General features: G+C 57.7%; 15 protein-coding genes. 2 read left to right on the top strand and 13 right to left on the bottom strand.

All coding sequences use genetic code 11. From position 1 onward, the window contains the following. The first annotated feature begins 34 nt into the window (after positions 1 to 34). The gene (locus AC1RMX_RS24540; protein WP_493073279.1) at positions 35 to 547 is read left to right on the top strand and encodes a hypothetical protein; all 513 of its coding nucleotides are present in this window, start codon (positions 35 to 37) and stop codon (positions 545 to 547) included. A gap of 447 nt (positions 548 to 994) precedes the next feature. Further along, on the top strand, positions 995 to 2386 hold the full coding sequence (locus tag AC1RMX_RS24535) for a KAP family P-loop NTPase fold protein (RefSeq protein ID WP_493073278.1): 1392 nt from the start codon (positions 995 to 997) through the stop codon (positions 2384 to 2386). Here AC1RMX_RS24535 and AC1RMX_RS24530 read toward each other — a convergent pair. The 13 genes from AC1RMX_RS24530 to AC1RMX_RS24470 all read right to left on the bottom strand — a co-directional run bounded on the left by AC1RMX_RS24530 (position 2379) and on the right by AC1RMX_RS24470 (position 13149). Then, complete coding sequence (locus AC1RMX_RS24530) at positions 2379 to 3668, bottom strand: phage late control D family protein (protein ID WP_493073277.1); 1290 nt, start codon at positions 3666 to 3668, stop codon at positions 2379 to 2381. The genes AC1RMX_RS24535 and AC1RMX_RS24530 overlap by 8 nt on opposite strands. After that, the gene (locus AC1RMX_RS24525; protein WP_493073275.1) at positions 3665 to 4105 is read right to left on the bottom strand and encodes a phage tail protein; all 441 of its coding nucleotides are present in this window, start codon (positions 4103 to 4105) and stop codon (positions 3665 to 3667) included. The genes AC1RMX_RS24530 and AC1RMX_RS24525 overlap by 4 nt, the downstream gene beginning before the upstream one ends. A gap of 6 nt (positions 4106 to 4111) precedes the next feature. Further along, a complete protein-coding gene (locus AC1RMX_RS24520) occupies positions 4112 to 6850 on the bottom strand; it encodes a phage tail tape measure protein (protein ID WP_493073274.1) in 2739 nt (912 codons plus the stop codon). Next, entirely contained in the window at positions 6840 to 6959 is a 120-nt protein-coding gene (locus tag AC1RMX_RS24515; RefSeq protein WP_493073273.1) for a GpE family phage tail protein, read from the bottom strand. The genes AC1RMX_RS24520 and AC1RMX_RS24515 overlap by 11 nt, the downstream gene beginning before the upstream one ends. Before the next feature lie 8 nt (positions 6960 to 6967). Continuing rightward, on the bottom strand, positions 6968 to 7297 hold the full coding sequence (locus AC1RMX_RS24510; protein WP_493073272.1) for a phage tail assembly protein: 330 nt from the start codon (positions 7295 to 7297) through the stop codon (positions 6968 to 6970). 79 nt (positions 7298 to 7376) lie between these two features. Then, the gene (locus AC1RMX_RS24505) at positions 7377 to 7892 is read right to left on the bottom strand and encodes a phage major tail tube protein (protein ID WP_493073270.1); all 516 of its coding nucleotides are present in this window, start codon (positions 7890 to 7892) and stop codon (positions 7377 to 7379) included. Between the two features lie 57 nt (positions 7893 to 7949). Next, complete coding sequence (locus tag AC1RMX_RS24500) at positions 7950 to 9119, bottom strand: phage tail sheath protein (RefSeq protein WP_493073269.1); 1170 nt, start codon at positions 9117 to 9119, stop codon at positions 7950 to 7952. Between the two features lie 119 nt (positions 9120 to 9238). After that, the gene (locus tag AC1RMX_RS24495) at positions 9239 to 9673 is read right to left on the bottom strand and encodes a phage tail assembly chaperone (RefSeq protein WP_493073268.1); all 435 of its coding nucleotides are present in this window, start codon (positions 9671 to 9673) and stop codon (positions 9239 to 9241) included. A gap of 10 nt (positions 9674 to 9683) precedes the next feature. Continuing rightward, complete coding sequence (locus AC1RMX_RS24490) at positions 9684 to 10712, bottom strand: phage tail protein (RefSeq protein ID WP_493073266.1); 1029 nt, start codon at positions 10710 to 10712, stop codon at positions 9684 to 9686. Beyond that, a complete protein-coding gene (locus tag AC1RMX_RS24485) occupies positions 10705 to 11328 on the bottom strand; it encodes a phage tail protein I (protein ID WP_493073265.1) in 624 nt (207 codons plus the stop codon). The genes AC1RMX_RS24490 and AC1RMX_RS24485 overlap by 8 nt, the downstream gene beginning before the upstream one ends. Beyond that, the gene (locus AC1RMX_RS24480; RefSeq protein ID WP_493073263.1) at positions 11328 to 12239 is read right to left on the bottom strand and encodes a baseplate J/gp47 family protein; all 912 of its coding nucleotides are present in this window, start codon (positions 12237 to 12239) and stop codon (positions 11328 to 11330) included. Before AC1RMX_RS24480 ends, AC1RMX_RS24485 begins: the two co-directional genes overlap by 1 nt. Continuing rightward, entirely contained in the window at positions 12236 to 12580 is a 345-nt protein-coding gene (locus AC1RMX_RS24475) for a GPW/gp25 family protein (protein WP_493073262.1), read from the bottom strand. The genes AC1RMX_RS24480 and AC1RMX_RS24475 overlap by 4 nt, the downstream gene beginning before the upstream one ends. Next, positions 12577 to 13149, bottom strand: a complete 573-nt coding sequence (locus AC1RMX_RS24470) for a phage baseplate assembly protein V (protein ID WP_493073261.1) — start codon at positions 13147 to 13149, stop codon at positions 12577 to 12579. Before AC1RMX_RS24470 ends, AC1RMX_RS24475 begins: the two co-directional genes overlap by 4 nt. Between the last annotated feature and the right edge of the window lie 31 nt (positions 13150 to 13180).

The raw sequence follows: 13180 nt of genomic DNA, 5'->3' as shown, positions 1-13180 counted from the left end.
GGTTTTTTCATGGATATTGAAAGGAGCGGTACGAATGGCGTTGAAGCCCTGTAAGTCTTGCAAGCATCAAGTAGATACCTCTGCGAAAACCTGCCCGAACTGCGGCGTAGCGAACCCTGGCGTCACTACAGCACAAACCCTTGGCGGCCTGGTCATTCTCGGCATCATCGTCGCGGTGGGCTTTTCGATGTGCTCGGGGGGCAGCAAAGACAAAACCGAAGAGAAAACTGCAAAGGTCGATGAGGCCGCGTGCCGTAAGGACCTTCAGTGCATGGGCGACAAATACACCGTCGCCGCCGGTGTCTATTGCAAGGACCCCATCGTGCGTCTGGGGAAGTATTCTGCGCGTTGGACCGATGGCACCTTCGAGCCAAAAATGAGCCACTTCCGCTGGCTGAATAAGGAGAAGGGGACACTGACGTTCATCGGCGACAAGATCGAATTTCAGAATGGCTTCGGCGCTTATCAAAAGCACATCTACGAATGCGACTTCAACCCCGCGGGTAACCAGGTGCTGGCCGTTCGTGCCGAGCCCGGACAGCTCTGAAAGGGCTGCTCTGGAAGGGGTAAACAGTACTTACATTTTCGAAGTGGTGTGATTCAGCAAGGGTGGTCGTCTGTGCGGCGATCTCATTCAAACCGGTCTCGAGATTTTTCATAAAGAGGCTGGAGGCACAGAGAAATGTGCTGAGGATGGGTGACTCCCGGGCGATGAAGGTGGTGTGAAACCACCGCGCCCTTCACAAGGAAATGGAGTACGCACGATGGAAAACCTTACCCCTTTGGAGGACCTCTTTTTGCAGCTGCTTGCACAGCTGGATGATCAACAACGTCAGGATATTCTGAGGATCATGGAGGCGCTTGTGCTGTCAGCGGACTAGCATACGTTAAGACGAGGCTTCGGGGAGTTCCGAAGCTTTCTCTCTGGCGAAAAGATTCGAACTCTTGATGTTGTGGATAAATAGAACCAAGAATGGTATTTGGAGGAGAAAATATGTCAAGGGTCGAAGATGTTTGGGCTGATGATTTCATGGAGCGTAAGCCAAGTAGTGAGTTCTTGACGACCTATATTTTGGCTAATCCTCACGTGAAAGTCCTTAATGTAAATTCGCCTTGGGGTTCTGGTAAGAGTTTCTTTTTGGAAAGATGGAAGGCCGATCTGAGCAAAGAGCACGTCTGTGTGTTGTTCAATGCTTGGGAGACAGACTACGCTGCCGATCCGTTAGTGGCGTTGATAACATGTATCGAACAACAAACGAAAGATGATCTTGATGTTACAGCAACTGAGGCGGGGCGTCGTGCTGTTGACGTTGGTTCAGACATTTTACGTAAGGCAGTGCCACTAATTGCCAAGGGGTTGGTCAAGAAATTTGTTGGCGTAGATTTTGATGATTTGTTAGGTGAAGATGGAGGGGAAAATGCTGCCGATTCAGTAAAAGATTTGGTTGGCTCTCTGATCAGTGATCAATCAAAAACATCAAAGCATGTTGACGAGTTTAAGACGGCAGTAATTAAGCGGTTGGAACAGGCGGCGGACAATAATGGTTTGAGTAAGCCTGCTTTTATTTTTATTGATGAGCTGGACCGCTGTCGTCCTACGTATGCGATTGAGCTCTTGGAGAGGATAAAGCATTTTTTTGAATTGGAAGATTGTCGCTTCGTTATAGCATCTGACTCAAAGCAGTTGGCTCACTCTATACGTGCGGTTTATGGGCAAGGCTTTTCATCAGAAAGATACCTAAACAGGTTTTTTGATGCAGAGTTTAAATTGGATAATAGCAATATTTTCAACTTGGTTTACGGTAACCTTCCAGATATACGATCGGTATCATTGGGGGTGAATGTTACAGGGCAAGTGAATGGTATGTACTTTTCTGAAACTTCGGTGCTTCCTCAGAAAAATACAGTAGTTACTCCTATCGAAGGCTTTACCGAAAATGGAGTGATACTTGTTGGTTTGGTTAGGTACTTTGGGGTGGAGCTGAGAGAGCTAAAAAATTATCTAAAGCAGATAAAAAGCGCAGCGGATACCATTGGAGGTGAAGTTCACTTTTTTTGGCTGGCATATTTGATTTTCTTTAAATCTTCAAAGGCAGAAGAATACGCTGATCTGTGGAGCGCTGACAGAGGTCATCAGGCCATACAGAAGTACGATGCGAGGGCGGTTGAAAATGTTACATTTTCATTTACTAACGAGCTTTCCACTATTAAGCATATGGCTGATTTTTACCTGACAATACTTAGTGTGAGCAATCAAGAGCTACAGCAAATGCGGGATCTAACCTCTTGGCGGAATGTGGTTTACTATAAAGGCGTTAGCGGGCATGAACGAAATAAGTTGAAAATATATAAAGATGTAGTGGATTTGGCCCACCGTCTCAGCTAACGACGTTATGTTTCAAATGGGAGGGATTTCTCATTCTCTCCCACTCTCTATCTACAGCCCGTTTGGCCGTCTTCTCTGTAGCATACAACCAACGCAATCGTCTTGGCTTACTCTGATCCCCAGCCGTCACGGTCTTCTCCTTCCCGGTCTTCTTGTCGCGGTAGTACGCGATGATCCCAGTGAAATCCCCTTTGTTCTCTTCCGCCAGACCCTCGACGGTATCCTCCGGCAGCTTGCTCTCCAGCTCCAGGCTGACGGTGTATCCGTTGTCCGCACTGAGCGTGTGCTGCACGTTCCCGCCATACCAGATGATTTCGTCAATCTCCGACTTCAGCCCTTCCAGCGTATAGGTCAGCTCCGGGATCAGATCCGGCCGGCCCATGGCCAGGGTATAGCTGAGCGTCGCGCTGCCACGTTGTAGCCGGTTGAACTCGGCCCGGGCGGCGCGCAGGGCGGACTGGCGGTCGCTGTAGGTGTGCCGTAGATCCTTGAGGTTCTCACCGCCACCGGCAATGGCCTCCTGTTTCTTGGCGCTGTTCACATCGTAGAAGTAGGCCCGCACGCCGTCGTAGCTATCACGGTCGGCTTGCAGGTAGCGGTGTTGGTCGCCGTCGGCGCGGGTGAGGGTGATGTGGGGCAGCTCGGTGCCGCTTGCGGTCTTGCCACCGCCCGCCGGCAGGCACAGCAGACAGCCTGCCTTGATGGTCACCACCGCATCGAACTCTTCGCCGACGCGGCTGATCAGATTGGCATCAGATTCGTTGGCCTGGTCGAGCTGCAGAATGGGCAAACCGTCGAGTGCGCCGGCAATGGTGGACGTCAGTCCGTTGCCCAGAGCGATGTCGTCCAGTACGTCGCCCAGTGTGGTGTTGCTCCAACTGCGTTCACGTTTGGTCTTCAGGCCTTTGCGCAGATCGGCAGATCGCGCGCGAATACTCAGCACGTCAGGCGCGCCAGAGTGTTCAGTTTCATCGACGGTGTAGGTGCCTTTATCGACCAGACCGGTGTCACTCCACCCCAACCACAGCTGAACCACCGCACCCTTTGGGGGAATGGCGAGCAGCCCGTCGTGGTCGCTAAGGGTGATACTGAGTTGGTCGGCCTCGATGCCACGGTTGTCAGTCAGGTCCAGGCTCATCAGGCGCGGACTGATCAGTTTGGCGATGTCGTTGCCATCTACGGTGATGCGGAACGCCGGCACTGGATAAGCCGCGTCGCGCTTGTAACGCTCGATGGTCTTGTCCAGAAAACCGGTGACACGGGAGACGGCAGCATCGATCACAACAATGACCTCATGATATTGACACCAGCGGCAGTAGCAGCGCCGAGCAAGTCGATGCGGTCGTCATCGATGCGTTTGAGGCTGATGCTGAATTCGATACGGCGCGGGGTGCCGTCTCGGAAAAAAATGGTCTTTGTTTCGCTCAAGCTTTCAATCACCCACAGGCCGTAGATTCGGCCGCTGCCTTCGACGATTGGCCACGCCTTGCCGGTGTTTGCCATCAGTCGCAAAGCGTCGAGGCTGAGCGCACTTCCGGCGAGTTCCGGCAGGATGACCCCCGGCAGGGTAATAGCGTCATCGCCACGACCGATGAACTGCCGCGCGGGAGCCGCGCCGATGCGATTGTTGCTCGCGTGGCGCCATTCGGTTTGGCGCTGCAATTCCTGATAGGCCGCGGTGGAAAGGCTGAACACGAACATGCCCAAGGCAAGCATCATGGTGGGCTACTCCAGATCCGACAGCTGACTGCGCTTGCGAGCGCCTTTTTCGCTGTCAATGCGGGCCAGTTCGGCACGCACGGCGCGAGCAATGGCCTGTGCGTCCATACCTGACGTGGGGTGAATATTGATTTCGTAGCTGTCGTGGCTGTCGTAAGCCGCAGATCTTGCGCTGCTGATAGGCGGCTGATCGTCAATCGCCAATGCCGGCATAGACGTTGCGCCGAGGGCCAAGGCGCCCGCTGTCGTGATCTGTTTGCTCATACTGCTGATGGCGTTCAGCGGGCTTTTTGCGCCACTTTCAAGACCGAGCGTCAGACCGGCCATGGTGAATCTCCCCAGCTCGGCGAAGACCCGTGACGGGCTTTGAATATCGAGCTTTTCCTTGAACCAGTTGATGGTCGAATCGCCGATCGAGGTGATGGCCGTTTTTATCTGCCCAAGCCCCGCGTACAGCCCGTTCACCAGCCCGTTGACGATCATGTTGCCGAACTCTGTGAAGCGATTCGGCAGGTCGATACCCAAGTAACTCAGTACTCCGGCGAAGGCCTGGTAAATGAGGCCAATGGGGCTGAAGTTGGTCAGTATCGTCAGGATGCCACCAAGACCACCGCTAAAGCCTGTTTTGATCTCTGTCCAGGCATCGGCGAAGTAGGCCTTCACCGCATCCCAGTTTTTGTAGATCAGGTAGGCACCGCCAAGCAGTACGGCGACTACGGCGCCGATAATCAGCGCCACCGGGTTTGCTGCCAATCCCCAGAGCGCGATGCTCACGGCGCGCAACGCGGTTAACAGTACCCCACCCAAGCTGCTTGCCAGCAGGCGAATACCTTGGGCCAGCATTGGGAAGGCATTTCGAGCGAGACCGGTCAGGGTAGGCGCCAGTTTCTGGAATATTTTGGTAGCACCGCCGCCTCTGAGACCGAATAGGGCCAAGCCATAACTGATGACCGCAAACGGACCCAACAAGCTGGCCAGCGTCAGGGCAAGAACGCCAAAAACGCCAGCCAGAACGCCCACTACGATCAGGGTCTTGGCCATGAGCGCCGCAGCTGCGGGATTTTCCTTCATCCAGAGGGTGATGCTTTTAATCGCTTCAGTAATGCTTTGCAGGGCGGCGACGTAAGTAGGAAGAATGGCGTTGCTCATCTCCTGATAAGCATTGGCGCGCTGTGCGAGTAATTCCAGTTCTTTGCCCTGAACGCTGTCCAGCCCTTTGTCGTAAAGCTGGTCGATGCCGTCGGCGCCAGCGTTCAGTTTGGCGTTTTTATGGATCTGCTCACGTTGCAGGTACATCTGCGCGAACAGGTTGGACGCGGTACGGTTTGAGAAGATGCTACCGATGGTGTCGAGTACCTGGCTCTTTTCAGTGATGCCCTTGGCCTTCAATTGGGGCAGCAGTATTTTCTCCAGCCACTCGAATTGGTTCTCCCTGAAAATGTCGCTGCCCTTGATGGCGCCGACGTCGAGGAAGGCAATCTGTCCTGCCTTGTCGTGTTTCACCTTCTTCGGATCGACCAGCCCGAGAGCCTCCAGATTGTTGGCGGCGCGCTTGGTGGTTCGCCCCTGATAAATATTCGAATAGGCGCTCATCATCGCGGTACCGACTCGGTGGCCACCCATTTCTTGCACCAGAGGCTCCAACTGGTAATAAAACGCTTCGTCCTTGATGCCTTTGGCCGCGACGCCACCAGTTTTGATCACGTTCAGCCATTCGTTCGGACCCACGCGCCCACCGGTCGCGGTCAGGACTTTTTGCACCAGGTCAGCTTGGCTGATGAAAGCTTCTTTGCTGGCCAGGCCGCCGCGCAGCTCAATCACCTTGAGCATGTCCATGAATTTGCGTTCGTTATCTGCGCCTTGCTCCTCGCCGTACATGGCGTGGTTGGCGAACTTCATTTTGGCCAAGGTAGGCGCCACCATTTCCGCCTCATGTTCTTCGGCAAACACGGTCATGGCGTCGCGCACCAGCGTTAGGTTTTCCGTCAGGCTGGTGCCGTAGGTTTTCATTTGCCTGGCGAAGCTGATGGCCTTGCCGGTGTCTTCTTCACCCAAGCCCAGCGCGGCAACTCGATGTTCCTCAAGGGCAAAGTGCTTACCCTCCTGTAGCGGGGCATACAAGCCGCGACCAATGCCATAGGCCACACCCATACTCGCAGCGCCCCCGGTGGCGGCACTCCCCGCAATCTGTTTGCTTCGATTATAGGTTCGTTCGGCTGCTGCCCGAGCCTTGGCCGTTCGTTCGTGTTGGGCGTTGAGCACGCGAAGGCGCCGGCCCTGGTCGGTGATGCTGGTATTGGTCGCGGCAATTTGTTCGCGCAGTTGCCTTTCGTGGCTGCTGAGGTTTCGCGTGCTGATGCCTGCACTTTGGAGCCGGGAGCGTAGCCCCTGAAGTTGTTCGCTTTGTTGCTTATGCTGTTGTTTCAGGCGTTGTGCCTCGCGCACAGCGGTCTTGAAGTCCCTTGTCATAGCCTTGGTTGGCGCGCCAGTCGCGGCGAATTGCTGACTGAGAGCTTTGACTTTATCGCGGGCGGCGGCGAGTGCTTGCTCGGTCTGCGTGGCAGCAGCGCGCTGGGCGCGCCAAGCGCTGACGTCTTTTTGTTGGGTGTTGAGTTCTTTCAGATGGTCGCGGGCGGCCTTGAGTGCACGGGCGCTCTCCAGACTAGCTCTGTCGATCTTTTTCAGCGGGCCGCTGGCCTTGTCGATGGCGTTGAGCAACACCTGAAGTTTTAGATCATTCGCCATCGTTGGAACTCCGCGCCCTGGCGCGCTCGCGCCATTCCATCAGTTCTCGCAGGCCCAGGTGATTCATGTCAGCTGGCGCCCAGTGAAAAACCACGGCCAGATCGGCCATGGCGTCCTCTACGCAACGAGGGATGCCTCCGTCTTCACCGACTTCTGCAACAAAAAACCGGTGATCTTACTGCCGCAGGCCAAGAGGTCGGCTGGGTCCATGGCGGCCGCTTCAGGCGCGGTGATACCAGGGCTGCTGATGCGTGGGATAACTTTGATCAGGCTGGCCACGTCCATGTTCAGCAGCTCGACCAACTGCACGCCGCGCAGCTCACCGGACGACGGTTTACGCAGGACAAGGGTGTCGATGCTGGACTTGCCGCGAATGATCGGAGTGTCGAGAGTGACGGTGTTGTCTTCGATGGTTGGCAGTGTTTCGGTGCTTGTTTCGGGTTTCATGGGGGGATCCTGTTGGTGACGTGGTGACGTGGTGACGTGGTGACGTGGTGACGTGGTGACGTGGTGAGTTGGAGAGGGGTTAGAGACCCAGGGCGCTGCGCTGTTTTTCCAGCATGTCCACACCGTTGACCTTCTCGATAAAGTTGAGCAAGTCGATCTCGATGATCTCTTCGTTGTCGACGATCAGCTTGTAGTAGGTGCAGGTGGTTTTGATGCTGTGTTCGGTGTCTTCGCCCGGCTTGGCTTCACCCATTTCGATGGTCTCGTGACGGCCGCGTACGACGATTTCCACGGCGCTGACTTCCCCCGTGTCGTCCTGCTGAAACGCGCCGGCGAAGCGCAATTGCACACCTGACGAGTTGACAGAGCCGAACTGCTTGAGTGCGATCAGATCCAGCCCGCCGGTTTTCCATTCGAATTGAATGCCGTCATCGGAAAAGCCAAGGTCAGCCTTTACCGGGCCGTTCATACCGCCTCCACGATAGCTCTCCATCTTGCGGCCGAGTGGTGGTGGGGTGACGCTCTTGGCAACACCCTGGTAGCTATTGCCGTCATTGAACAACATAAGGTTTTTGAGTTTGCGAGGCATGGCCATGGCATGGATCTCCGGGGTGCGGGCACGGAAAGGCTCCCCTTACGGGGAGCCTCCGGCTCAGGCGTTCACCTTGCTGGCGAACTGGATCAGATAGCGGTCTGTGATGCGCTGGCGAAGGGTCAGGTCTTCCAGCGGCGGCACGGGGGTGTAGTCGTAGTCGAGGTACAACTTGCCGGCCTTGAGGGTGTCCTTGTCGTTGATGTCCTCTGGGTACCAGCAATCGCCACCGATGAGATAGCCACTGCCAACCATCTCTCGGAACTTGGCTTTGATGCTCTCGATCATGTCGCGCACCAGCGACGGGTGCATGGGCTTGTCCACGGCCCACATCTGCGCTTCGGCCATGGTGTCGGCGAGGATCTGCGCGGTGCGGGTGTAGTTCTCGAAAGCGAACAGCGGATCGTCGCTGCACGTGCGGCTGCCCCAAAAGCGGAAACCGCCCTCGTTGATCAGGGTCGTCACTTCGTTGCCGTTGAGGTAGTTGGCATCGGTGGCTGGGTTTTGCAGATCCCAGAACACGTCGGCACTGATGCCGGTGACGCCATTCACGGCGACGTTGGACAGGGTTTTGTGCCAGCCCACCTCCTGATCGATCTTTGCGCGCAAGCCCAAGGCACGGGCGACGGCCGAGGCTTTCACCGTGGCGTTGGTGACCGTGTCCCAGTTCTGGAAGTCCGGCCAGATCACCATCACCTCTCGGGCACCGAAGTTTTCGCGGTAGGCGACGGCTTCTTCTTTGGTTTTGCAGTCCCAGGCACTGACGTAGCAGAAGGCGCGCAACTGCTGGGCGATGCTGTTCAGGGCTGTGGCTACGGGCTGACTGTCGAGACCAGGCACGCCGAGGATGCGCGGTACCATGCCAACCTTCGCCTTGGCCGCGAGCAGGGCTTTCATGCCGGTGTATTTGCCGTCGGCGGTGGTGGTGCCGATCAGGGCGCTGTTGGTTTCCGCGTCGGTCGCACCTTCCTTCACGCGCACGACGATGGTGTAGGGCTTGGTCTGATCGGCGATGCCTTGCAGGCTGGCCGCGAGCGTGCCTTTCACGCCGGCCTTGCCGATGGCGGTTTGCACGTTGGTGAGCAGCACCGGCGTATCGAGCGGGAAAACTGTGGCGTCGGCATCGTCGGCCGTGCAGACCATGCCGATTACAGCGGTTGGGATGGTGCGATTGGGGCGGGTGCCGTCGTTGAGTTCGAGCACCCGTACGCCGTGGAGATAATCGGCCATGGTTTTGCCTGCGCAGTAAATGGGATGACAGTGCACAGGCTGCCGCGCGCGCGCCGGATGGGCGAGCACGTGGAGTTGTAGGGGGCGGCGCTACATGGTGTGACGCGACCTGCGGAATTTCACAGAGTTGTCAGGTTCAACCAGGTGGGCGCTACAGGGCGATGCTCGGTCAAAGGAAACTCTCCCGACTCGGGCCAGTTGCGAAGGGTGCGGCGATACTCCTGAAGCTCGGCGTACTGCTCGGGCGTCAACGTAGTTGGCACACCTTCCTCCACCTCATCTCGGTGACGGGTCACCACACCATCGGTCTCCGAAAGGCGCTGATCCCGCCAGACCCGCTCAACGGCGGCCAACGCGTCATCGCTGGGCGGCAACGATGGGACCAACATTGGATAGCCATCAGCGCCACGCACAATGACCTGGCCAGCAATTTGCCCCGCCAGAAGCTCCCGATGGCGCTCAGCGGAGATTTCCACCGAGTCTTCGGGGATAGGACTGTGGATGCCTGGGCTGAAGAAGCCGTAGATTCCATCCTCTTGTTCTGCTGCAAACATAACCACCCCTTTAATGACCAATGACAAAGAACTGCACGTTTTCCGACTTGCCGGCGCCGGTATTTCCGATAAAGCAGTTGAGTCCGATCGAGTTCGTCGCGACGGCGCCGACAGTCGCCACGGAGTTGGTGCCGGATGCCGAAACAAAGGCCTTCAGCACTGCATTGGGAAACACAATAGGTAAAGCGACACTGGCCGTACCGCCGGCAGAGGTTTGCCCTCCGCCCCATTGGAGAATCAAACCGCCCAGCCAGCTCGGGAGTACCACATAACCGGCGGTGCCTTTGAGGATCTGGAAACCCCAGCGCAGTTTTTTCGGTGTCACGAGCGTTGCGTCATCAACGCCAGCGTCCGTCAGTGTCTGCGTGGCGATCTTGGCCGTGCCGAGTTTGATCTCCGTGGCTTGGGCCGTCTTCGAATCGATCTGCGTCTTGGTATAGGTGTCCGTGATCCCAAACTCGGCCAATGTCGTCGGATTCGACCCAGACAGAAACACGCCCCGGTCGTTCACCGTGACCTTGGTGTAGGTCCCTTCGGCTTTGTCTGCGGGCAGCAGACCGGTGAACTTGTCGTCCACGTAGCCTCGCGTCGCGAGTACCACCGATGGGTCGATCTTCAGCTGAATGTTCGATGTACCGCTGATGATGATGTGCATCCGCACCACCTGGTTGCGGCCAGAGCCCTGGGCGAGTAACGGCTTGTAGCTCGGCGCCGCGTTGGCCACGGCAGAGAACACACCGTCCTTGTCTTCAAGTGCCAGCTCGCGAATCCACCAGCCACCGACATCGGGCGGCAGTACCAGCTCAGCAATGAGGACATTTTCATCGGTGGGGGACACGCGCAACTGATTGAGCTGGGCGCGATACCGTTGATTGATTAACCTGGTCTGTGTCGGGCTGGGCACAGGGTCGGTGCCGTTGGCGTCGCCGATCAGCATGTAGCTCGGTTCCCAAGGGATTCCGAGGGCGTCGCAGTTGGTTTTCTTGTTGGCGCCCAGCGTCGTCAGCATGCCGCCGAAAATAGAGTTCTGATCAACCATGGGGGTACACATCCAGTTCGTCGAGGGTGTAGAGGCTCACGCCGTTGTAGCCCCGGACTTCGACATCGAGGTCCGGGTTGTTCCAGGGGTACACGTCGATTTCGTCGCCGTCGTAAACGGCGAACCCAACGAAAGCGTCGAGTCGGGTTTCAAGGACTATGTCGAGGCCGGTCAGGTGCCGGGTCAGGGGCTTGGCGTCGTCGATCAGCCACACCAGTTCCTGGTACATCGCTTCGGTGATGCCGGAGTCGAGGACGCCGATGCGCAAGGCGAACGTGCCGGGTGTGCCAGGTGGTACGGTCTGCCACCACTCCACGACTTCGATCAAGTAACCCAGCGGTTCGACCACCCGGCGCAACGCACCGATGGTGCCCTTGTGCGAATGAACGTAGTAGGCAGCGCGGCAGGCGGCGCGCTTGGCGGCTTCTGTCCATTTGCTGTCCCAGCGATCCACCGAGAATGCCCAGGCCAGGTACGGCAGTAGGGGCAGTGGGCATTTGTCCGGGTTGTACAGCGTGCGCATGGGAATGGGCACGCGTTGAATCTGTGTCAGGGCCTGGGCGGCCTGACGCTCCAGCGGTGTCGAGTTGCCTGGCAATAACGACTGATAGGCCATCACTCGACCCCCAAAGCCAATTCGATGTTCGTGCAGTACGGCGCCTGATATTTGGTGGAGACAATGTCTGCCCAATCCTCCAGAACGACCTTGCGAACGCCCTCGACATGCAGCGCGGCGTGCACGATCGATTCGGAAACCTCCAGTGCCAGGCGCCGTCGTTGGTGTACGAACTTGAGCAGTTGGGCTTCGGCAGCGGCGAGTACAAGCTCAGTTTCCGGGCCGCTGCTGAGCGGGTAAATCTTGGCCTTGACCTGGTAATTGATGATCTCAGCACCCTGCACGGTCAGGCGATCTGCAACCGGCCGGCGGTCGTCGTCGCTGAGATAGGCTTTGACCTGGTCGAGCAGGGCCTGCGGGGCGGTGCCATCGCCCAGCGCGGATTGCACGGTGACGACAGCCTCGGCGGGGGCTGGGCTTTCGGCGGTAGCGTCGGCGACCTGGCCGTCAGCAGAACGTGCGTGGAAGATGTAGCTGTTGCGCGGGCCGGCGGTGCTGAGGCCTTCCCATGCCATTTGCGCGCGTTCGCGCAGGCTGTCGTCGCTCTCCATCAACTTGGGGAGGGGCGGCACAACTGTCGGATTCGCGGCCTGAATGACCAGCCGCTTCACATTGAAGTTGGCGGTGAGCTGTTCGAGGTCGGTGCCCTTGGCCAGGGCGAGCATGTTGGCAATGGACGCTTCATTGACGCGCTGACGCCAGACGGTTTCGCGGTAGGCGTTTTCCTCGAGCAGCTTGGTCAGCGGCTCCGACTCCATGTTGAGCCGCGCGGCAATCTCGGCTTGTTCTTCGACCGGCCAGAGGCTGATGGCGTGAGCTCTGCGCTCTGCGAGGATCTGCTCGTAATCGATCTGCTCGACGACTTGCGGCGCGGGCAGTTGGCCGAGGTCGATGGCGACGAAGGTATTCATGCGCTGCCTCCCAGTTGCAGAGGAATACTCAGGCTCAGAGGTTGGTTGGTATCCACGACGGAGCCCTCAAGATCCAGTGACGACTGCCCTTGAAGGTTCGCACCGACAAACTGCACACGGCTGAGACTGATGCGGGTTTCCCAGCGCATCAGAGCCATGACGGTGGCCGCGTAGACCTGCAAGCGGGTGAAGTCGTTGAACGGCTGGTCCACCAGCTCGGGCAGCAGGCTGCCGTACTCGCGACGCATGACACGGGTACCGATGCGGGTGGTCAGGATGTCGGTGATGGACTGGGCGATGTGTTCGACCAGGCCGAGGGCTGCGCCGGTTTCTCGGTTCATTCTGGTTTCCCCGTTTTCGCGCCACCGGCCATGACGTCACCGTGCGGGTGGTTGACCAGGCTGATGTTGGCCGCGACCACGTCCACGGACACGGTGACCTTACCTGTGACGTTCTGGTTGCCGATCTGGGTGTAGTCGCCCTCATGGGTGATTGGGCCGACGATGTGGATGCCGCCCGTGCTGGTCAGGTTGGTGGTGCCGCCTTCGGCCAGCGTGACGTTGAGGTGGTGCGCGATGCTGTCGTACTCGATGACCGTGCCGTCGCGGTAGGTACAGCGGTGCAGGCCTTCGCGGTCGCCGTTGGCGGGGAGCTGGTCGCTGAACAGGCCGGTCAGGACGATGCCGTTGCCAAGTTGGCCGGAGGGACTGAACAGGATGACTTGCTCGTTGATGGTGGGCGGGTTCCACTCACGGTCGGCACCGGCCCGCGCGGCGACCCATGGGAGCCAGCCGGTGGTGAGCGATCCGGTTTTGACCTGCACGCGCGGGGGCGTCATCTGGACGGCCGCGATGGTGCCGAGGCGGATGAGGTTTTCGATCAGGCGGGCGAGGGTGGCTAAGTCGTTCATGCTGAAAATAATGTGGTATTGCGCGCATAGA

The organism is Pseudomonas sp. GW822-FHT03F04, assembly GCF_058801405.1.
Note: the sequence above shows the minus strand (reverse complement) of the source record. Positions and strands in the feature narration are given on the sequence as shown.